The organism is Thiobacillus sp. SCN 63-57, from assembly GCF_001725555.1.
Taxonomy (GTDB): Bacteria; Pseudomonadota; Gammaproteobacteria; order Burkholderiales; family Thiobacillaceae; genus Thiobacillus.
In genome coordinates this window covers 1-16,778 of the sequence record NZ_MEGP01000021.1, presented here as the reverse complement: position 1 = coordinate 16,778, position 16,778 = coordinate 1, and the positions used below count along the sequence as shown (strand labels likewise).

General features: G+C 61.8%; 22 protein-coding genes. 12 read left to right on the top strand and 10 right to left on the bottom strand.

Translation table 11 applies throughout. The annotated features are described in order from the left end of the window. Positions 1 to 150: 150 nt before the first annotated feature. From ABT23_RS09615 to ABT23_RS09595, 5 genes are read right to left on the bottom strand one after another with little or no spacing between them, the layout of a single operon-like run. On the bottom strand, positions 151 to 696 hold the full coding sequence (locus ABT23_RS09615; protein ID WP_296634269.1) for a hypothetical protein: 546 nt from the start codon (positions 694 to 696) through the stop codon (positions 151 to 153). A gap of 46 nt (positions 697 to 742) precedes the next feature. Further along, on the bottom strand, positions 743 to 2,185 hold the full coding sequence (locus tag ABT23_RS09610) for a phospholipase D-like domain-containing protein (protein WP_296634267.1): 1,443 nt from the start codon (positions 2,183 to 2,185) through the stop codon (positions 743 to 745). 3 nt (positions 2,186 to 2,188) lie between these two features. Further along, positions 2,189 to 2,602, bottom strand: a complete 414-nt coding sequence (locus tag ABT23_RS09605; RefSeq protein WP_296634263.1) for a hypothetical protein — start codon at positions 2,600 to 2,602, stop codon at positions 2,189 to 2,191. Continuing rightward, positions 2,599 to 2,973: a hypothetical protein gene (locus ABT23_RS09600; protein ID WP_296634256.1), complete on the bottom strand. Its 375-nt coding sequence runs from the start codon at positions 2,971 to 2,973 to the stop codon at positions 2,599 to 2,601. The genes ABT23_RS09605 and ABT23_RS09600 overlap by 4 nt, the downstream gene beginning before the upstream one ends. Before the next feature lie 32 nt (positions 2,974 to 3,005). After that, the gene (locus ABT23_RS09595) at positions 3,006 to 3,314 is read right to left on the bottom strand and encodes a hypothetical protein (RefSeq protein ID WP_296634254.1); all 309 of its coding nucleotides are present in this window, start codon (positions 3,312 to 3,314) and stop codon (positions 3,006 to 3,008) included. A 494-nt stretch (positions 3,315 to 3,808) separates the two neighbouring features. Between ABT23_RS09595 and ABT23_RS09590 the strand changes: the two genes are divergently transcribed. The 4 genes from ABT23_RS09590 (at position 3,809) to ABT23_RS09575 (ending at position 5,438) form a co-directional block, all read left to right on the top strand. Next, the gene (locus ABT23_RS09590; protein ID WP_296634251.1) at positions 3,809 to 3,982 is read left to right on the top strand and encodes a DUF1328 domain-containing protein; all 174 of its coding nucleotides are present in this window, start codon (positions 3,809 to 3,811) and stop codon (positions 3,980 to 3,982) included. A 168-nt stretch (positions 3,983 to 4,150) separates the two neighbouring features. Further along, positions 4,151 to 4,315 carry a DUF1328 domain-containing protein gene (locus ABT23_RS09585; RefSeq protein WP_296634248.1) on the top strand — a complete coding sequence of 55 codons (165 nt, stop codon included), beginning with the start codon at positions 4,151 to 4,153 and terminating at the stop codon, positions 4,313 to 4,315. 48 nt (positions 4,316 to 4,363) lie between these two features. Continuing rightward, positions 4,364 to 4,999 carry a response regulator transcription factor gene (locus tag ABT23_RS09580; protein ID WP_296634246.1) on the top strand — a complete coding sequence of 212 codons (636 nt, stop codon included), beginning with the start codon at positions 4,364 to 4,366 and terminating at the stop codon, positions 4,997 to 4,999. 49 nt (positions 5,000 to 5,048) lie between these two features. Continuing rightward, positions 5,049 to 5,438 carry a response regulator gene (locus tag ABT23_RS09575; RefSeq protein WP_296634244.1) on the top strand — a complete coding sequence of 130 codons (390 nt, stop codon included), beginning with the start codon at positions 5,049 to 5,051 and terminating at the stop codon, positions 5,436 to 5,438. Positions 5,439 to 5,458: 20 nt separating this feature from the next. On the opposite strand, the gene ABT23_RS09570 is transcribed toward ABT23_RS09575, so the two are convergent. Continuing rightward, entirely contained in the window at positions 5,459 to 6,838 is a 1,380-nt protein-coding gene (locus tag ABT23_RS09570) for an ATP-binding protein (RefSeq protein ID WP_296634242.1), read from the bottom strand. Positions 6,839 to 7,049: 211 nt separating this feature from the next. On the opposite strand from ABT23_RS09570, the gene ABT23_RS09565 reads away from it, so the two are divergent. Then, entirely contained in the window at positions 7,050 to 7,169 is a 120-nt protein-coding gene (locus ABT23_RS09565; RefSeq protein ID WP_245539255.1) for an entericidin A/B family lipoprotein, read from the top strand. A gap of 40 nt (positions 7,170 to 7,209) precedes the next feature. Beyond that, positions 7,210 to 7,788, top strand: coding sequence for a ferritin-like domain-containing protein (locus tag ABT23_RS09560; protein WP_296634240.1), 579 nt, complete (start codon positions 7,210 to 7,212; stop codon positions 7,786 to 7,788). 34 nt (positions 7,789 to 7,822) lie between these two features. On the opposite strand, the gene ABT23_RS09555 is transcribed toward ABT23_RS09560, so the two are convergent. Together ABT23_RS09555 and apaG are read right to left on the bottom strand one after the other, a co-directional pair. Continuing rightward, positions 7,823 to 9,052: an MltA domain-containing protein gene (locus ABT23_RS09555; RefSeq protein WP_296634238.1), complete on the bottom strand. Its 1,230-nt coding sequence runs from the start codon at positions 9,050 to 9,052 to the stop codon at positions 7,823 to 7,825. Between the two features lie 202 nt (positions 9,053 to 9,254). Then, the gene (gene apaG, locus ABT23_RS09550) at positions 9,255 to 9,638 is read right to left on the bottom strand and encodes a Co2+/Mg2+ efflux protein ApaG (protein WP_296634235.1); all 384 of its coding nucleotides are present in this window, start codon (positions 9,636 to 9,638) and stop codon (positions 9,255 to 9,257) included. Positions 9,639 to 9,746: 108 nt separating this feature from the next. On the opposite strand from apaG, the gene rpe reads away from it, so the two are divergent. The 4 genes from rpe (at position 9,747) to ABT23_RS09530 (ending at position 13,357) form a co-directional block, all read left to right on the top strand. Then, positions 9,747 to 10,400, top strand: a complete 654-nt coding sequence (rpe, locus tag ABT23_RS09545) for a ribulose-phosphate 3-epimerase (RefSeq protein ID WP_296634232.1) — start codon at positions 9,747 to 9,749, stop codon at positions 10,398 to 10,400. 84 nt (positions 10,401 to 10,484) lie between these two features. Further along, a complete protein-coding gene (locus ABT23_RS09540; protein ID WP_296634229.1) occupies positions 10,485 to 11,168 on the top strand; it encodes a phosphoglycolate phosphatase in 684 nt (227 codons plus the stop codon). Positions 11,169 to 11,281: 113 nt separating this feature from the next. Continuing rightward, entirely contained in the window at positions 11,282 to 12,778 is a 1,497-nt protein-coding gene (gene trpE / locus ABT23_RS09535) for an anthranilate synthase component I (RefSeq protein ID WP_296634225.1), read from the top strand. A 39-nt stretch (positions 12,779 to 12,817) separates the two neighbouring features. Further along, a complete protein-coding gene (locus ABT23_RS09530; protein WP_296634222.1) occupies positions 12,818 to 13,357 on the top strand; it encodes a DUF1697 domain-containing protein in 540 nt (179 codons plus the stop codon). Positions 13,358 to 13,419: 62 nt separating this feature from the next. On the opposite strand, the gene ABT23_RS09525 is transcribed toward ABT23_RS09530, so the two are convergent. Continuing rightward, positions 13,420 to 14,649, bottom strand: a complete 1,230-nt coding sequence (locus tag ABT23_RS09525; RefSeq protein WP_296634220.1) for an MFS transporter — start codon at positions 14,647 to 14,649, stop codon at positions 13,420 to 13,422. Positions 14,650 to 14,736: 87 nt separating this feature from the next. On the opposite strand from ABT23_RS09525, the gene ABT23_RS09520 reads away from it, so the two are divergent. Beyond that, complete coding sequence (locus tag ABT23_RS09520; protein ID WP_296634217.1) at positions 14,737 to 15,507, top strand: helix-turn-helix transcriptional regulator; 771 nt, start codon at positions 14,737 to 14,739, stop codon at positions 15,505 to 15,507. On the opposite strand, the gene ABT23_RS09515 is transcribed toward ABT23_RS09520, so the two are convergent. Beyond that, positions 15,495 to 16,085 carry a DNA-3-methyladenine glycosylase I gene (locus ABT23_RS09515; RefSeq protein WP_296634214.1) on the bottom strand — a complete coding sequence of 197 codons (591 nt, stop codon included), beginning with the start codon at positions 16,083 to 16,085 and terminating at the stop codon, positions 15,495 to 15,497. The two genes, ABT23_RS09520 and ABT23_RS09515, sit on opposite strands and share 13 nt — an antisense overlap. 267 nt (positions 16,086 to 16,352) lie before the next feature. On the opposite strand from ABT23_RS09515, the gene ABT23_RS09510 reads away from it, so the two are divergent. Further along, positions 16,353 to 16,778 (top strand): hypothetical protein (locus ABT23_RS09510; protein WP_296634212.1); only part of this gene is annotated, 426 nt, incomplete at its 3' end.

Genomic DNA, 16,778 nt, shown 5'->3' with positions numbered 1-16,778 from the left:
TGGTTGGCCGAGTAGACAGCATAGAGGAACGCCGGGGAGCCTGCAAGTCAGTCTAGCGTCAGGCACGCGGTAGGACATGTCTGACGGCAGCGCCTCCGCGGGATGCCGGGATACGGTTTCGCGAGCGTTGCAGGCCGGCAATTACGGGCCTTACCCGATGGTTTTGCCCGACTGGAGCGGGTCGAAGTCCACCCAGTCGCCGTCGCGCAAGGTGCCATCGATTTCCTCCACCTCGTCTGCATATTCGCTCAGGATCTCGATCGCGCTTTCCCGCCGGGCCGGGGCATCGGCCGCAACCGCCAGCAGCATACCGGGTTCGCGGGGCGGCGGACTGCCTGGCTCCTGCGTCTCGTTTTCGTCCATGTTTTTCAGCGCGCCCACCAGGGCGCCGGCATAGGCGCCGACTGCGGCCCCGAGCAAGGGACCCACGGGTCCGAGCGCGGGAAGCGTCGCCACGCCGACCAGCGTACCGGCCCCCAGCCCGCCGGCTGCCCCCGTCATCGCGCCGGAACCGGCTTCGTGCGTGCCCGGGGATTCGTCCAGATCGCCGCCCACCGGGTGGATGGCGTGCTGGCCATGAGGATTGACGTACACCAGGCACATCTCAGGCTTGCGGAATCCGAGCCGCCCCAAGTCGCGTACGGCGGAATCTGCGCTGGATAGTTGCTGGAAACGGCCGACGATCAATGTAGTCATTACAAGCTCCTTTCTACGGTTGCGGGAATGAAATGGCGGAAGTGGGCTACAGCCAGTATTCGAACCGCCGTGCGACCCATTCCTCCATATGCTGCAAGGGAGAGCGGCGTTGCCAGCGGGCGGGTTCGATCAGGGTGGAAGCCGCCCGATCCTGGTCGAACATGGCTTCCATCTGACGTGAGAAATGGGTGCCCAGAATCACGGCATTGATTTCGTCGTTATGCAAATAGCTTCGCCAGTCGAGATTGGTCGAACCGATCGTGGCCCATACACCGTCAATCGACGCCGTCTTGGCATGCAGGACGGTGTCGCGGCGCTCGTAGATCCGGATGCCGGCGCGTAGCAGTTCGGTGTAATGCGATCGTCCGGCCTGGAAGACCAGCCAGGAATCGCTTTTTCCGGGCAGGATGAGTTGCACATCCACCCCGCGGCGCGCCGCGCCGACCAGGGCGCGAACCAGATGGGGATCCGGCACGAAATAGGCATTGGTCAGATGGACGAAACGCTCCGCGTGGTCGATGGCGGACAGCAGAGTGAGATAGATCGGACTGGCCGGTTCGTCCGATTCGCTGGCGATGGCCCGCACGATTTCATCGCCCTCGGTGACAAGTTTCGGGAAATAGTGTTTCTCGGGCAGCGGCGGGCCTTTTTGCCGTGCCCAGGTGTCCATGAAATCTTTCTGGAGCTCGGCGACGACCGGGCCTTCGATCTGCAGTTGCGTGTCGCGCCATCCAGCCTGGGATTTGCCATGCTTCTTCTTGGGCGATCGGGAGAACGAGCCGCTCGAATACGATTCGCTGATATTGATCCCGCCCAGAAAGGCGATCCGGCCATCCACCACGAGCAGCTTGCGGTGGTCGCGGTTGTTGAGCCGCCATTTCCGCTTGTGGGCGTTCGCCGGGTTGATCGGGTTGAACTCGAGAATCCGGATGCCGCCCTCGCGCAGACGATCGAAGAATTCCGCAGGGGTGTCCAGGCAGCCGACGCTATCGTAGATCACGTTGACCTGAACACCCGACGCCTGTTTGGCCAGCAGCAGGTCGGCAAATTCGGTGCCGATCCTGCCGTCGTCGAAGATATAGGTTTCCAGGTTGATGACGTGCCTGGCGGCGCGGATGGCCGCAAACATGGCGGCATAGGTGGCAGGTCCGTCCTGCAGCAGGCTGAGCTTGTTGCCCAGAACCAGCGGACTGTCCTGGTTCAGCGCCTCCTCGACGGCGAGATGTTTTTTCAGAATGGCGTCATCGCCTGAGGCGTCTTCCAGGGTATCGATGATCTGCTTGCTTGTCTGTGTCGAAACCGGGCCGTGAGCGCTTTCAAACGCCACGGGCCCCGACTCGGGTATCGGGTACATCGTCTCAGGCAGCGTCGGGTGCAGCGTGGCACAGGCTGCAAGCGAGGCGATGGCGAGCAGGGCCAGCCATTGGAACAGGCCCGGAAAGAGCAGGGTTCGGGAATGGCCGACAGCGGGTGAAGTCAATCTCCGCATGTTTCATTTTCCGGATCCGCTCGCGCGAGCGGGATGGATCGGTTTACGCCCGGCGCGAGCTGCTGCCATCAACCAGTCGAGAGCGTGAGCGCCGGGCGATGGCACGAGGGCAAGCACCTGCCGCGCAAGCAGGCCGACCAGCACCGATCCGCTCAAACTGCGCCAGGGTTTCCAGTACATCAGTATCATGCCTGCCAGCATGCCCCCGCCGAGACTGGCATACGGGTTGTCTGCCACAACCCGGCGTGCAACCGGGAGAGCGCTCCGGGCTAGTTGGTCGAGCACTCCCAGTGCGCCGGGTGCGTGATGATCCCGCAGGCGGGCGAGCCGTTGTCGCAGGATGGCGCGGTTGAGCGCCAGCCGATCCTCGGGGTCGGTGGGATGATCCGTTTGGATTCCGGGTACAGGCGTCGTCATTGCGGTTTCTTCCAGCCAGCCAATTGCATGTCGTCCGCGACTTGGGCGCGCACGCGCCTAAACGCCGGGTATCCCGGCGTGTCGCTCTTCAGGCGCCAGGCTCCGAACGCGGCAACGGCCAGGGGTATGAGGGGCACTGTCCACAGCAGCCAGTACCAGCCTTCGTCAGCCGCATGCAGCATCAGGGCGATGCCTGCAAACATTACAGCGAGCAGGACGCCCGCACCCAGCAATAACAAATAACCCAGGCGCCGGAGCAGGCGCGCCTGCAAGTGCATCGCCTCCTGCCGAATGAGCGCGGAATAGGCGGCTGCATGCTCGGCCAGGAGGGCTGGCTCGTCCAGCAATATCCTGAGCAGAGGCGGCCACATCCTTCAGCGCCCCTTCCCGTGGCGCAGGCCCATCACGAATGTCCGTGGCGCTTGCCGACCGTCCCTGCGAGTATGGCGATCGCTGCGCCCGCCGCGGCCGCCATCAACAGGGACTTCAAGGGCTGGGCCTGCACATATTGGGCGGCCTGGTCGGTCGTGTGGCTGAGGGCTTCGCGGACTTGCGCAGCGCTGTTGCGGAAAATTTCCTTGCCGTGGGCGGCAGCTTCGGCGGCACCCGCCTTTGCCTCCTCCAGCGAGCGGTTAACGTGCTCTTTGGCTGCATTGCTGCCGGTGTCGTTCTGCGAATTCGGGGTCTTGGGATTGAGAGTTGTCGGTTCCATGGAAGCGTTCCTTTAATTAATAAACGTGAAAAGAAAAAGGCGAGCCAGCACTGATTGCAGGCCTGAGGTGATCGTAAGCCTGGACCGGAGCGATTCGAATGGGCGTATGCCGCGGTCCCTTGTCCGTCAATGCTTTGATCGCGTGTAGGCGACATCCGACGGAATGCCTGAGGCGGGATGGTGTCGGACGAGGCTTACAGGGGGAGGAACTGTTTGCCGGGATGCGTCGTGGTGTTCTCCGACAGACGCTTTCTATTCCCCGATTCAGGATGAAGCCATTGCCGTAACGACATCACCTGGAAAACGCATGTCGATGCTGTCGAGCTTCACTCTGTCGCGATCATGCTCCCTCTCCGCCCCCGTGGAGCGGGGATACGGCGGATCGGTGCGGAATCACTGTTCTTGCGCTTTCCCCGTTCCCTGCGGAAGGCACTTGTCGTGCGCTGGTGCTGTGCCTGCGCTTTTACCGCAATACCCTGTGAGGAGAGATCATCATGCTTAAATGGGCGCTGTTATTTTTCATCGTGTCGCTGATTGCCGGCCTGTTCGGGTTCACTGGCATTGCCGCGGGTGCTGCCGCTGCGGCCAAGATCCTGTTCTACATCGCGGTCGTTCTTTTCGTCGTGTTTCTGCTACTGGGGGTGTTCGCGGCACGGGCAATCAAGTAAGCATGCCTGTCGGTTACACCGGTGTGTCAGCGTTATCTGACAGGCCTTTCAGTGGGGGCCGATGGTACAGCCTGGCACCCGGCTTAAGCTGGCAAGTAACCACTTCGGGGAACCCCGTCCTGCTACACCCTTTCCATTTCACGTTCTGGAAAAATCAGGAGAACACTCATGTTGTATTACGCACTGGTATTTTTTATTATCGCCATCATCGCCGCCGTGTTCGGATTTACAGGGCTGGCGGCCGGTGCGGCCGGCATCGCCAAGATTCTGTTTATCGTGTTTCTGGTGATGGCGCTCGCCACCTTCGTGGTCAATCTCATGCGGGGTCGTTGACATGACCCGGCCCAGATCGGCGGAAGTCCTACAGAACGGGAGCATGGCATGATCCAGGTCGCCATCGTGGACGATCACCAAATTGTTAGAACCGGCTTTCGCGAACTGCTGAATGAAGATTCCGCGATCAGCATCAGTTTCGAGGCGGCGAACGGCGACGATGCGCTTGCTCACTTGCGCACCACGCCATGCGACGTGCTGCTGCTTGATATTTCATTGCCAGGCAAGAGCGGGGTGGATGTGTTGCGTACCGTACGACAGCGCCACCCCGACCTCAAGGTGCTGATTCTGAGCGGCTTCCCGGAGGAAAGCTATGCGTTGGCCATGATCAAGAATGGCGCCAACGGTTATTTGTGCAAGGACTGCGAACAGGCCGAATTGTTGAAGGCGATTCGTACGGTATCGCTCGGGCGCCGCTATGTGTCGCCGCGCACTGCGGAATTGCTTGCAGATGAAATGAGCGGCGGGCGCAGCGGTGAACCGCATGAAATTCTCTCGGATCGCGAGCTTCAGGTTTTTTTGCGGCTGGTGCGCGGCGAATCCGTGTCAGACATTGCCGAACAGCTACATCTCAGCGTCAAGACCATCAGTACCTATCGTTCGCGGCTGACCGAGAAGCTCAATGTCACCAGCAACGCGGAACTGGCAACCTATGCAATACGACACGGACTCATTACGCAATAACGCGGCGTCTTATCGGGTGAGTGCCCATCACATGCTTTCCGATACTTCCATGTTGAAAGTTTTTCTGATCGAGGATTCGCTTTTATTGCAGGAGCTGCTCGGCGGCATACTGGGTGAACTCGACGGAGTCGAATTCTGCGGTTGCGCGGAGGGTGAAACCGAGGCGCTGGGCCGCCTGGCCGAGACACCGGTCGATCTGGTGATTATCGATATCGAACTCAAACAAGGCAGCGGTATCGGTGTGCTGGATGCGCTGCAGACGGATTCCGGCTTGTACGGATCCCCGGACAAGGTGGTGCTGACCAACTACGCGCACGCCACCATGCGCCAGCGCTGCGACCGTTTCGGGATGGATGCCTTCTTCGACAAGTCCATGCAGATCAACCAGTTGATCGATTACGTCAACGAAGCCGCAGCACGGAAGCAATCCTTGCCCTGAACCGGAACGGCGCCTGCGCCTCAGGCTGGAAGTGTCACCCGGATCGTGACGCCTGCATCCGGAGCGGAGCGGATGTCGAGTTGTCCTCCATGCGTGAAAACGCGGTGCTTGATGCCAGCCAATCCATGCCGGGCGAGCTTGGGCGAAGCGGGGTCGAACCCGATGCCGTCGTCCTCGACTTCCAGTTCGATGGTTTCCGCGGTCATGTGCAGCGACACCCTGACATGGTGGGCCTGAGCATATTTGCGGATATTGGTGAACGCCTCCTGGACGATGCGGAACAGGCTCAGCGAGACGTCCTCGGAGAGTTCGGGCTCGGACTCCGGCAATGCCACGACGACGTCGATCTTCTCCTCGCCCTGCCGAAATTCCTCGATAAGCGCCTTCAGCGCCTCGATGAGTCCAAGATCGTATAGCAGGGCGGGCCGCAGATTGTTGGTGATGCGGCGCTTGAGCGTGATCCCGCTGGCCAGGCTCTGGCGGAGACGCACCAGACGTTGTGCAACCAGCGCCTGCGCGTCGGAGGGAAGTTTGCGTTCGATCCAGTCCGCGTCGAGCTTGGCTGCAGTCAGCAGCGCGCCGAGCTCGTCGTGCATCTCGCGCGCCAGATCCAGTTTTTCCGTCTCCCGTACCGTGGTCAGGTAGGTGGCAAGATTGGTCAACTCTTCGGTACGGCTACGCACTTCGTATTCAAGCCGCTCGTTTTCCTGTGCCAACATGCGATGGATTTTTTCCCGTAGATCCTGTTTCTTCTGCTGCTGCGAGACGACCAGCATCAGCAAAAGGAGCGAAGCGCCGGCAAGGACTATCGCGCTGAGGCGGGCATTTTCGAAGCCGTTGGTGGATTGTTTGACGTTCTGCAGATTTCTTGTGAGCAGGGCGACTTTCATCGTGGCTTGTTGTTGCCGGTAGGCATCCATCGCCAGCGAATCCTGGGCAAACCAGTTGGTGTCCAGCGCAATCCCGCCTTCCACATGACGGGCGGTGAGCTCCATGCGGGCCGCCAGGTTCTCTGCCCGTTTGACGAGTTGCTCGACGGTGCCTGCCTGCGCACCGCCCTGCTCGTCCCGCTTGATGATTTCCAACGTGTCGTGGATTTTTGGACGGACGGTCTTGTAGGCGTTGAAATAGGCCGGTTCGCGCGTGAGCGCATAGCCGCGAACCGAGGATTGCGCCTCGACCAGAAGCTGGCTCAAACGGTCCAGATGGTCGGCTCGCTGATTCATCAAGCCGAACTCTTTCAGGGCGTCGAGGCCTGCCGAGGCTTGCATGTAGCTCGCCACCAACAGGCCGATCAGAAGCGCCATGCCGACTGCGAGATAGAGGTGGGTGCTGCGCCGCAATCCATCGTCGGATCGCGGCCCTTCATTCAACTGTGCGGGGAGAGGCGTATTCGACATGATTGGGCTTCGCTCGCGGTCTGGATGAGCGTTTGTTTATTGCAGGAATCATCCGACAGGTCAATCCGTTCCATCCGACAGAATCGCCCCGTCGCCGGGGCATATGATGTTTTCACAATCCGGCGAAAAGACAGACTGGCACGGATTGCAAGGGCCACAGCCTATTTCTTGACTTCGGGAGAACACCATGAAAACACTTTTTGCATTCTTAATGTCTTCGGTATTTGTCGTCTTGGCAGGCTGCAATACCGTGGCGGGCGCCGGCAAGGATATGGAACGGGGCGGCGAAAAAGTCCAGGATACGGCGAAGGACGTTCAAAACAAGATGTAAGGGTCGACGGCTCTTATCGCTTTCCCACAGGAGTTCATCCATGCGCAGCGCACCCACTCAGACGGGCCGGCAGAGCCGCTCCGGCGAAACGTCCGATCCGGCAGGTTTCCTGTCGGATGTAAAAACACTCAGGGCCCGAGCCCGCAAGCATATCGAGGAAGGAGCCGTGACCGACGACTACGGCATGAACGCGAAGGCCGCGGTCAAAATACTGAATGATGCGCTGGCCACCGAGCTCGTTTGCACCCTGCGGTACCGCCAGCATTCCTTCGTTGCGAAGGGGATCAATTCCGAGCCGATTGCACAGGAATTCCTGGTGCACTCAAACGAGGAATTGGCCCATGCCGACCTGATCGCCAAGCGAATCGTGCAACTGGGCGGTACGCCAGAATTCAACCCCGACAGGCTTGCGACGCTATCGCATGCCGAATACAAGACTTGCGATACGCTTGAAGCGATGATCCGCGAGAATCTCGTGGCTGAAAGAATTGCGATCGAGAGCTATCGGGAGATGGTGCGGTATTTTGCCCAGCATGATCCGACGACACGCACCATGCTGGAAGGCATCCTGGCGATTGAAGAGACGCATGCCGATGAGTTGTCGGATTTGTTGCACTAAAGTCGCTCGGCGCAGTGCTTCAGGGGGTTCGGCGCTACCGCGGGACGATGCCGGATAAGGCCTTGGGCAGCAACACCCACATGCGGCCGCGCTGTTTCATGCGGCCGGCGAGTTCACCAGCTTCATCACCAAAACCCCAGAAGAAATCGGCACGCACGCCGCCCTTGATCGCGCCGCCGCTGTCCTGCGCCATCACCAGCCGGTTCATCGGCTGTGTCGAATTGGGCCGGGTGGTGGCCAGGAAGACCGGCGCGCCGAGCGGAATGAACTTCGGGTCGACGGCGATCGAGCGGCCGCCGGTCAGGGGAACGCCGAGCGAACCGAGCGGCCCGGGCAGGCCGTCGGGCAGTTCGCGGAAAAAGACGAAGCTCGGGTTGCTGGCAAGCAGTTCGGGCAGCTTGTCCGGATGTTTCGCGCCCCAGTCCTTGATGCCTTGCATCGAAGCCTGTTCGAGCTTGAGTTCGCCGCGTTCGACCAGCAGTTTGCCGATCGACAGATAGGGATAGCCGTTCTGGTCCGCATAGCCGACCCGCATGTGTGAACCATCGGGAAGCTCGATGCGGCCCGATCCCTGGATCTGCAGGAAGAACAGGTCGACCGGATCCTCGGCCCAGGCGATGGGCTTGCCCTTGAAGCCGTCGCCGCTGCCGTTGGCAGAAGATTGCTCGATTTCCTTGCGGGTGAGGTAGGGCACGATCTTGTTGCCGACCAGGCGGCCGCGCAGGCGCAGGCTTTTCAGTTCGGGATAAATGCTCGCCAGATCGACCGTGATGAGATCGTCCGGCGCGGCATAGAGCGGATAGCGCGCACGTTCGGTGCGCACGCGATCGCCTTTCAGCAGAGGCTCGTAGTAGCCGGTGATCATGCCGTCGGTGCTGCCGTCTTCCTGCGTGGCCTGGTAAGGCTGGAACCGCTGCTCGAAAAAGGCGCGCGCAGCCTTGTCATCGGGCGGAGGCATGGACATCGCTTCGCTGCATACCGCCTGCCAGCCGCTTTGTTTGACGAGCGTGGCGCAACTGCGCAGGAAGGCGACCCAGGCTTCGCCGATCTGCTCGTCCTTTCCCAGACCGACCGACGACCAGCTCACCGGCTTGAGTGTGGAATAGGTGACGGCCGGCGTGGGGATGGGCGCTGCAGGCGGTGCCGGCGCCGGCTCCGGTGCCGGACGGGGAATGGGGCTGGGCACCGGCGGCGCCGTGGGAGGGGATACCGCACAGGCTGACAGCAACAAAACGAACAGCCACGGGCTTGCGCGTAACGGCATCACGGGTGAAGATGGCTCACATCGAAAACACCTGTCGAGTATATCAAGGGAGTATCGCGCTTAATGGAAACCCAAGGACTGGGCTGGTTGATACTGGAAGCTGCCATTGCGGCGGGATTGCTGGCATTCATCGTGTGGTGGACGATGAAGAAGTGAATGGTGAGTGGTAAGCGGGTAGACCGCTTGCCGCTTACCGCTCACTCTAATGCAATACCCGTGGCATCGACAGGGTGAACGGGGGGATTTCCGCTTCGAACTTGTTGCCGTCTTCCGCCACCATCTGATAGGTGCCGCGCATCGTGCCGACCGGCGTCGCCATCGCGGTGCCGCTGGTGTACTCGAAACTCTCGCCCGGCCGCAGCAGCGGCTGTTCGCCCACCACGCCAAGTCCCTTCACTTCCTGAGTGACGTTTTCCGCGTCGGTGATGATCCAGTGGCGCGAGATCAGTTGCGCTGCTACCGTCCCACTGTTGGCGATGGTGATGGTATAGGCGAACACGTAGCGATCCGCCGACGGGTCGCTCTGGTCGGCCAGATAGGTTGTGTTGACGTTGATGCTGATCTGGTATTTCTTGCCTTCTGCCACGGGATTGCTCGACGGAATGGAATGCACCGAGTGTAACGCAATGACGTGACGGGCTGGTAAAATGGTCGGGTTTCCCGAAAATCCGCAGAAATCCCAGGAGCCCTTCCCATGACGTATCGCATCGCCCCGTCCATTCTGTCCGCCAATTTTGCCAAGCTGGGCGAGGAGGTCGACAACGTACTTGCCTCCGGCGCCGACATCGTCCATTTCGACGTGATGGACAACCACTATGTCCCCAATCTCACCATCGGGCCGCTGGTGTGCGAGGCCCTGCGCAAGCATGGCGTCACCGCCCCGATCGACGTCCACCTGATGGTGAAGCCGGTCGACCGCATCATTCCCGACTTCGCCAAGGCCGGCGCCACCTACATCACCTTCCACCCGGAAGCCTCCGAGCACATCGACCGTACCATCGGCCTGATCAAGGAAAACGGCTGCAAGGCCGGCCTGGTGTTCAACCCGGCCACCCCGCTCGACGTGCTGGAATACACCCTGGACAAGCTCGACATGGTGCTGCTGAAGTTCATCCCCTACGTGCTCGACAAGGCGCGCGCCGTGCGCAAGATGATCGACGACCGCGGCCTCAAGGTGAACATCGAGATCGACGGCGGCGTCGGTCCCGCCAACATCGCCGAAGTCGCACGCGCGGGCGTCGATACCTTCGTCGCCGGCTCGGCCGTGTTCGGCGCCGCCAAGGACAGCGACCCGCAGCGCTACAACAGCATCATCGCCGCGATGCGCGCAGAACTGGCCAAGGTCTGATTAAGAAGTAAGGCGTGAGGAGTCAGGCGTGAGGCGTAAAAGCCCGCAGCCAATCGCTCCTTACGCCTCACCCCTCATGCAAATATGAAAAGCTTCCCTCTTCCCATCAAAGCCGTCGTCATCGATCTCGACGGCACCCTTCTCGATACCGCGCCTGATCTGGCCTACGCAGCCGAACTGATGATGGCCGAACTCGGCCTGCCGTGCCCGTCGCTGGACACGATCGTCACCTACATCGGCAACGGCGTGTCGCGGCTGGTCAAGCGCGTGCTGACCGGCGACATGGACGCCGAGCCGGATACGGCGCTGTTCGAGAAAGCCATCGCTTCGTACAACAAGCATTACAGCGCCCACGTGTCCCTGCACACGCGCCCCTTCCCCGGTGTGGTCGAAGGCCTGCAGGCGCTCAAGGCGATGGGGCTGCGCGTGGCCTGTATCACCAACAAGGCCGAAGCGTTCACCCATCCGCTGCTGAAGGACACCGGCCTGTTCGATTATTTCGAACTGATCCTGTCCGGCGACTCGCTGCCGAAGCGCAAGCCCGACCCGCTGCCCTTGCTGCATGCCTGCGAGGTGTTCAAGATCAAACCGACCGATCTGCTGCTGATCGGCGACTCGCTCAACGACACCCAGGCCGCGCGTGCCGCCGGCAGCGCAGTGTTCTGCGTACCCTACGGCTACAACCGCGGCCGTCCGGTGACCGAACTCGACCTGGATGCCGTGGTGCCGAGTCTGGCCGAGGCAGCCAAGATGGTGGTCAAGGGTTGAATCGGTGAGGCGTGAGGCGATAGGCGTGAGGTGCAGTGCCGGCGCGAGTGCGCGATGGCGGCGTCGTGTTGTACTCCATTCCTCACCCCTTACCCTTTACGCCTCACTGACAAATGACTGAACAAGACTTTTTCGACCTCGTCCGCCAGGGCTACAACCGCATTCCGCTGGTGCGCGAACTGCCCGGCGACCTGGAAACGCCGCTGTCGGTGTATCTCAAGCTGGCCAACGCGCCCTACACCTACCTGCTCGAATCGGTGGTGGGCGGCGAGCGCTTCGGGCGCTATTCCTTCATCGGCCTGCCGGCGCGCACCGTGATCCGCGTGCGTGCCCATCTGCTGACGGTGGAAACCGACGGCAAGGTGATCGAGGAATACAACCTGCCCGATCCGCTGGCTTTCGTGGCCGAGTTCCAGGCGCGCTTCAAGGCCGCGCCGGTGGCGGGACTGCCGCGCTTTACCGGCGGACTGGCCGGCTATTTCGGCTACGACACCATCCGCTACATCGAGAAACGCCTAGCGCCGGAATTTAATCAGAATCGGCCGCGCAAGGACGATGTGCTGCACACGCCGGACATTCTCCTGATGCTGACCGAGGAACTGGCGGTGTTCGACAACCTCGCCGGCAAACTCTATCTCATCACGCATGCCGACCCGATGCAGCCGGATGCGTATGCGCAGGGGCATCTGCGCCTGGCCGAGCTGACCGACAAACTGAGCGCACCGGTGACGCTACCGGCCGAACCTGCTGCGGATACGGCAGAGCCGAGTTCGGAATTCGGCGAGGCCGAATTCAAGGCCGCGGTGCAGAAGGCCAAGGACTACATCGCTGCTGGCGACGTCATGCAGGTGGTGCTCTCGCAGCGCATGGCGCGTCCGTTCGCCGCGTCGCCGCTTTCGTTGTACCGTGCGCTACGCAGCCTGAATCCCTCGCCCTACATGTTCTTCTACGATCTCGGCGGCTTCCACGTCGTCGGTTCGTCGCCGGAAATCCTGGTGCGGCTCGAGAGCGACCTCGTGACGTTGCGCCCCATCGCCGGCACCCGGCCGCGCGGCCTGACGCGCGAGGACGACCAGCGCCTGTCCGAAGAACTGCTGGCCGACCCCAAGGAATGCGCCGAGCATCTGCAGCTGCTCGACCTGGGGCGCAACGATACCGGGCGCGTCGCCGTCACCGGCAGCGTCAAGGTGACCGAGAACATGCAGATCGAGCGCTACTCGCACGTCATGCACATCGTCTCCAACGTCGAGGGCAGGCTGAAGCCCGGCCTGACCGCGCTCGACGTGCTGCGCGCCAGCTTCCCGGCAGGAACCGTCTCCGGCGCGCCCAAGGTGCGGGCGATGGAAATCATCGACGAACTCGAACCGAGCAAGCGCGGCATCTACGCCGGGGCGGTGGGCTACCTCGGCTTCAACGGCGACATGGACCTGGCCATCGCCATCCGCACCGCGGTGGTCAAGGACGGCATGCTGTACGCGCAGGCCGGCGCCGGCATCGTCGCCGACTCGGTGCCCGCCAGCGAATGGATGGAAACCCTCAACAAGGCCCGTGCCGTTGTGCGTGCCGCCGAGCTTGCCCAGGCGCGCTTCGGCGGCGAAGCGGTCGAGTAGCGCGAACCGGCCTGGCCGGGCACGTGCCGTGGCGACGCGATGAAAACGTATATCGCTCTCTTTCGTGGCATCAACGTGGGCGGAAACAACACACTGCCGATGAAAGAACTGGCGGCAGTGCTGGAAGGGCTCGGCCTGCAAGGTGTCGCGACCTACATCCAGAGCGGCAACGTGGTGTTCCAGGGCAAGGCGGTCGATCTCGCGCTGCTGTCGAAAAAGATCGCCGTCGCCATCGGCAAAAGCCACGGCTTCGAACCCTGGGTGCGGCTGCTCGAGATGCCAATGCTGGAAGCGGTGATCAACGGCAATCCCTATCCCGAAGCGGAGACCGTGCCTACCACCCTGTACGTGAATTTCCTCGCCACCGTTCCGCCCCGGCCCGATCTCGACGGCCTGGAAAAACTCCGAGCCGCGAGCGAACGTTTTCATCTGGCGGGCGATGTGCTCTACCTGCATGCGCCGGACGGCATCGGCCGGTCCAAGCTCGCTGCTGCCCTGGAACGTCTGCTGGGCGTACCGATGACCAGCCGCAACTGGAACACCGTGCGCAAACTTGGCGAGATGGCGCGCGCTGCCTAGCGTCGGCCAGGGCCGTCAGTCGTACCGGGTTTTTTCCGGGATGAACGAAGACCCGGTGGGCGTCATTTGACCGGTATCGTGGCCGGCATGGGCGTCGCCCGCACGGCACCGGCCTGACTGCGCAGATCCGGCAGGAACACCGCCAAGAGGCCGATCAGCGGCAGGAACGAACACAGCATGTAGACCGTTTCGATGCCCCAGCGGTCGGCCAGCCCGCCCAGCACGGCGGCGCCGATGCCGGCCAGGCCGAAGGCCAATCCGAAGAACAGCCCCGACACGGTGCCGACCTTGCCCGGCATCAGTTCCTGCGCGTAGACCACCATGGCCGGAAAGGCCGAGGCCAGCATGAAGCCGATGATCAGCGTCAGTCCCGCCGACGCGGCCAGACCCACGTAGGGCAGGGCCAGCGTGAACGGCGCCACGCCCAGGATGGACAGCCAGATCACGCGCTTGCGGCCGATGCGGTCGCCGATCGGCCCGCCCAGCAGCGTGCCCGCCGCCACCGCGAACAGGAAGTAGAACAGGTGGTACTGTGCTTCCTGCGCGCCGATGCCGTAGTGCTGCATCAGATAGAAAATGAGATAGCTGCTGATGCTGGCCAGGTAGAAGAACTTGGAGAACATCAGTGCCATCAGCACCGCCAGGGTGCGCAGCACGCGGCCGCGCGGCAGGTCGTGACCGCCGGCGGATGCGGCCTTTTTCGGCTTGCGGTGCTGGTCGCGGTACCAGATGCCGACCCCCGCCAGCACGATCATGGCCAGCAACGCGAACAGCGAGAACACGGCCAGGCTTTTCTGGCCGTGCGGCAGCACGACCCAGGCTGCAAGCAGCGGCCCGAACGCCGCCCCCGCGTTGCCGCCGACCTGGAAGATCGACTGCGCCAGGCCGTGCCGCCCGCCCGAGGCCATGCGCGCGACCCGCGACGCTTCCGGGTGGAAGATCGACGAGCCGCTGCCGACCAGCGCGGCGGCGGCCAGCAGCAGCGGGAACGTGGTCGCCTGCGACAGCAACAGCAATCCGGCCAGGGTGAAGCCCATGCCCAGCGACAGCGAGAACGGCTTCGGATGACGGTCGGTATACGCGCCCACCAGCGGCTGCAGCAGCGAGGCGGTGAACTGGAAGGCCAGCGTGATCAGGCCGATCTGCGCGAAGCTGAGATGGAGACTGCTCTTGAACAGCGGGTAACTCGCGATCAGCAGCGACTGCATGGTGTCGTTGAGAAAATGCGAGAAGCTGATCGCGCCCAGTACCTTGAAGGTGGTACGGTCGGCGGCGGAATGCGCGGTCGTCATGGCGGCGGGCTCGAAAGGATACGAGGCACCAATTTAGGGCTAAGATGCTTGTCCGTCTCGCTGAATTAAGGCATCGACCTTTTTGAAATGGACATTTCCCCACACGGCAGCCTGAATCTGGACCAGGGCTACATGCCCGTGACCGGCAAGGCCATCGACTATCCCACCGGCCACGTGGTACCCAGCCACAGCCACCCCACCGCCCAGCTCATCCATGCCGTCCAGGGCGTCATGGTGGTTGCCGCCCGGGGCGACCAATGGGTGGTGCCGCCCACGCGCGGCCTCTGGGTGCCGGCCCGCGAGCCGCACGGCATCCGCATGGTCGGCGATGTGAAAATCCGTACCGTCTACATCCGCCCCGACGCCAGCCCGAACCTGCCGGCAGACTGCCAAGTGGTCGGCATCTCGCCGCTGCTGCGCGAACTGATTCTGGCGGCCATCGAGGTGGCGCAGCCCTACGATCCGGCTGCGCGCGACGGCCGCCTGATGCAGTTGCTGCTCGACGAAGTGGCGGTGCTGCCCAGTCTGCCGCTGCATCTGCCGCAGCCCAGCGATCCGGACTTGTTGGCCATCTGCCGCGTCCTGACCGACGCGCCCGACGATGCCTCCACGCTGGGCGACTGGGCAGGCCGCCTGGGCGTCGACGCCAAGACCATCCAGCGCCGCTTCGCCCGCCAGACCGGCATGACCTTCGGCCAGTGGCGCCAGCAGGCGCGCCTGATCACGGCACTGGAACAACTGGCCGCGGGCGTGAAGGTCGTCGACGTCGCGCTCAACCTGGGCTACAACAGCCCGAGCGCCTTCGCCACCATGTTCAAGCGCCAGTTCGGCGCGTCGCCCAGCGGCTACTTCCGCTGAGCCGTTCCGGCCACCTCGCGATGGCGGAAGCAATCCACCGTATGGTCGTTGACCATGCCTGTGGCCTGCATGTGCGCGTACACGATGGTCGAGCCGACGAACTTGAAGCCGCGCTTTTTCAGGTCCTTGCTGATCGCGTCGGACAGCGGCGTGCTGGCCGGCACCTGTCCGATGTTTTTCCTCGCATTGTGGATGGGGCGGCCGTCCACGAAATTCCAGAAGTAGGCGTCCAGCCCGCCCAGCGTTTCGCGCAGCGCCAGCGTCGCGCGCGCGTTGGTAATCGTCGATTCGATCTTCAGCCGGTTACGCACGATACCCGCATCCGCCATCAGCCGCGCCACGTCCGCTTCGCCGTAGCGCGCGATGCGCTCGACGTCGAAATGGTCGAATGCGCGTCGGTAGCCTTCACGCTTCTTCAAGATGGTGAGCCACGACAGCCCCGCCTGCGCGCCTTCCAGAATCAGGAATTCGAACAGCGCGCGTTCGTCGTGCAGAGGCACGCCCCATTCCTCGTCGTGGTAGGCGCAGTAGAGCGGATCGGTGCCGCACCAAGTGCAGCGGGAGCGAGGGTCGGTCATGGGGATGTCTTGTTGGGGGTTGGGCGATAGTTTGGCACAACAGGCACGTGACAAAGTCTTATTCGCTTGTTTCGGTTATAGGTGTCGACTTGCAGTACGACCGGTTCTCGGCCAAAGCGGTCATTGAATAACATGGCAACAAGTCACTAGATATGGACCAAATATGCGCTGGGAGATATTGAGGGGCATCCAAACAACTTGATACATAATGTTGGAAAGATCGCCAGCAAGGTCTGCGGTAGCGAAACTAGTGTGCAGGGAGATAAGGTGCATCCAGAACAAACATCAGTGGACCATGCTTTCGTCGCATACCCATCACGCGACAAGGCATTGTCAAAACTAATTGCAAGCGGCGTGGCGAAGGCTAATCGTAAGCTTAGTCACCTACGATATGACCCCTGGGAGTTCAACGATATTGCAGGTGCACCTCTTATCTCTCCAATCATAGAGGGCATTGATGCGTCCAAGTTCGTTGTTGCCGACATAACCTACTTGAATCCAAATGTCGTCTACGAGATTGGTTTTGCGATAGGTAGAAGCCGCCGTTGTTTCCTTGTACAGCACGCAGGCACAGAAGGAGACAAAAAGATTGCCCGTGAAGCAGGCATCTTTGACACACTGGGCTACGAATCATATGCAGACGAGGATGGTCTATCAGACACTCTGACTGCTTATGTAGACCCAACTCCTTTG

What these genes read in the sequence shown, in the direction of transcription:
- ABT23_RS09615 (WP_296634269.1), bottom strand. Translation starts at nt 696, where the DNA reads ATGACTACATTGATCGTCGGCCGTTTCCAGCAACTATCCAGCGCAGAT.
- ABT23_RS09610 (WP_296634267.1), bottom strand. Translation starts at nt 2,185, where the DNA reads ATGCGGAGATTGACTTCACCCGCTGTCGGCCATTCCCGAACCCTGCTC.
- ABT23_RS09605 (WP_296634263.1), bottom strand. Translation starts at nt 2,602, where the DNA reads ATGACGACGCCTGTACCCGGAATCCAAACGGATCATCCCACCGACCCC.
- ABT23_RS09600 (WP_296634256.1), bottom strand. Translation starts at nt 2,973, where the DNA reads ATGTGGCCGCCTCTGCTCAGGATATTGCTGGACGAGCCAGCCCTCCTG.
- ABT23_RS09595 (WP_296634254.1), bottom strand. Translation starts at nt 3,314, where the DNA reads ATGGAACCGACAACTCTCAATCCCAAGACCCCGAATTCGCAGAACGAC.
- ABT23_RS09590 (WP_296634251.1), top strand. Translation starts at nt 3,809, where the DNA reads ATGCTTAAATGGGCGCTGTTATTTTTCATCGTGTCGCTGATTGCCGGC.
- ABT23_RS09585 (WP_296634248.1), top strand. Translation starts at nt 4,151, where the DNA reads ATGTTGTATTACGCACTGGTATTTTTTATTATCGCCATCATCGCCGCC.
- ABT23_RS09580 (WP_296634246.1), top strand. Translation starts at nt 4,364, where the DNA reads ATGATCCAGGTCGCCATCGTGGACGATCACCAAATTGTTAGAACCGGC.
- ABT23_RS09575 (WP_296634244.1), top strand. Translation starts at nt 5,049, where the DNA reads ATGTTGAAAGTTTTTCTGATCGAGGATTCGCTTTTATTGCAGGAGCTG.
- ABT23_RS09570 (WP_296634242.1), bottom strand. Translation starts at nt 6,838, where the DNA reads ATGTCGAATACGCCTCTCCCCGCACAGTTGAATGAAGGGCCGCGATCC.
- ABT23_RS09565 (WP_245539255.1), top strand. Translation starts at nt 7,050, where the DNA reads ATGTCTTCGGTATTTGTCGTCTTGGCAGGCTGCAATACCGTGGCGGGC.
- ABT23_RS09560 (WP_296634240.1), top strand. Translation starts at nt 7,210, where the DNA reads ATGCGCAGCGCACCCACTCAGACGGGCCGGCAGAGCCGCTCCGGCGAA.
- ABT23_RS09555 (WP_296634238.1), bottom strand. Translation starts at nt 9,052, where the DNA reads ATGCCGTTACGCGCAAGCCCGTGGCTGTTCGTTTTGTTGCTGTCAGCC.
- rpe (WP_296634232.1), top strand. Translation starts at nt 9,747, where the DNA reads ATGACGTATCGCATCGCCCCGTCCATTCTGTCCGCCAATTTTGCCAAG.
- ABT23_RS09540 (WP_296634229.1), top strand. Translation starts at nt 10,485, where the DNA reads ATGAAAAGCTTCCCTCTTCCCATCAAAGCCGTCGTCATCGATCTCGAC.
- trpE (WP_296634225.1), top strand. Translation starts at nt 11,282, where the DNA reads ATGACTGAACAAGACTTTTTCGACCTCGTCCGCCAGGGCTACAACCGC.
- ABT23_RS09530 (WP_296634222.1), top strand. Translation starts at nt 12,818, where the DNA reads ATGAAAACGTATATCGCTCTCTTTCGTGGCATCAACGTGGGCGGAAAC.
- ABT23_RS09525 (WP_296634220.1), bottom strand. Translation starts at nt 14,649, where the DNA reads ATGACGACCGCGCATTCCGCCGCCGACCGTACCACCTTCAAGGTACTG.
- ABT23_RS09520 (WP_296634217.1), top strand. Translation starts at nt 14,737, where the DNA reads ATGGACATTTCCCCACACGGCAGCCTGAATCTGGACCAGGGCTACATG.
- ABT23_RS09515 (WP_296634214.1), bottom strand. Translation starts at nt 16,085, where the DNA reads ATGACCGACCCTCGCTCCCGCTGCACTTGGTGCGGCACCGATCCGCTC.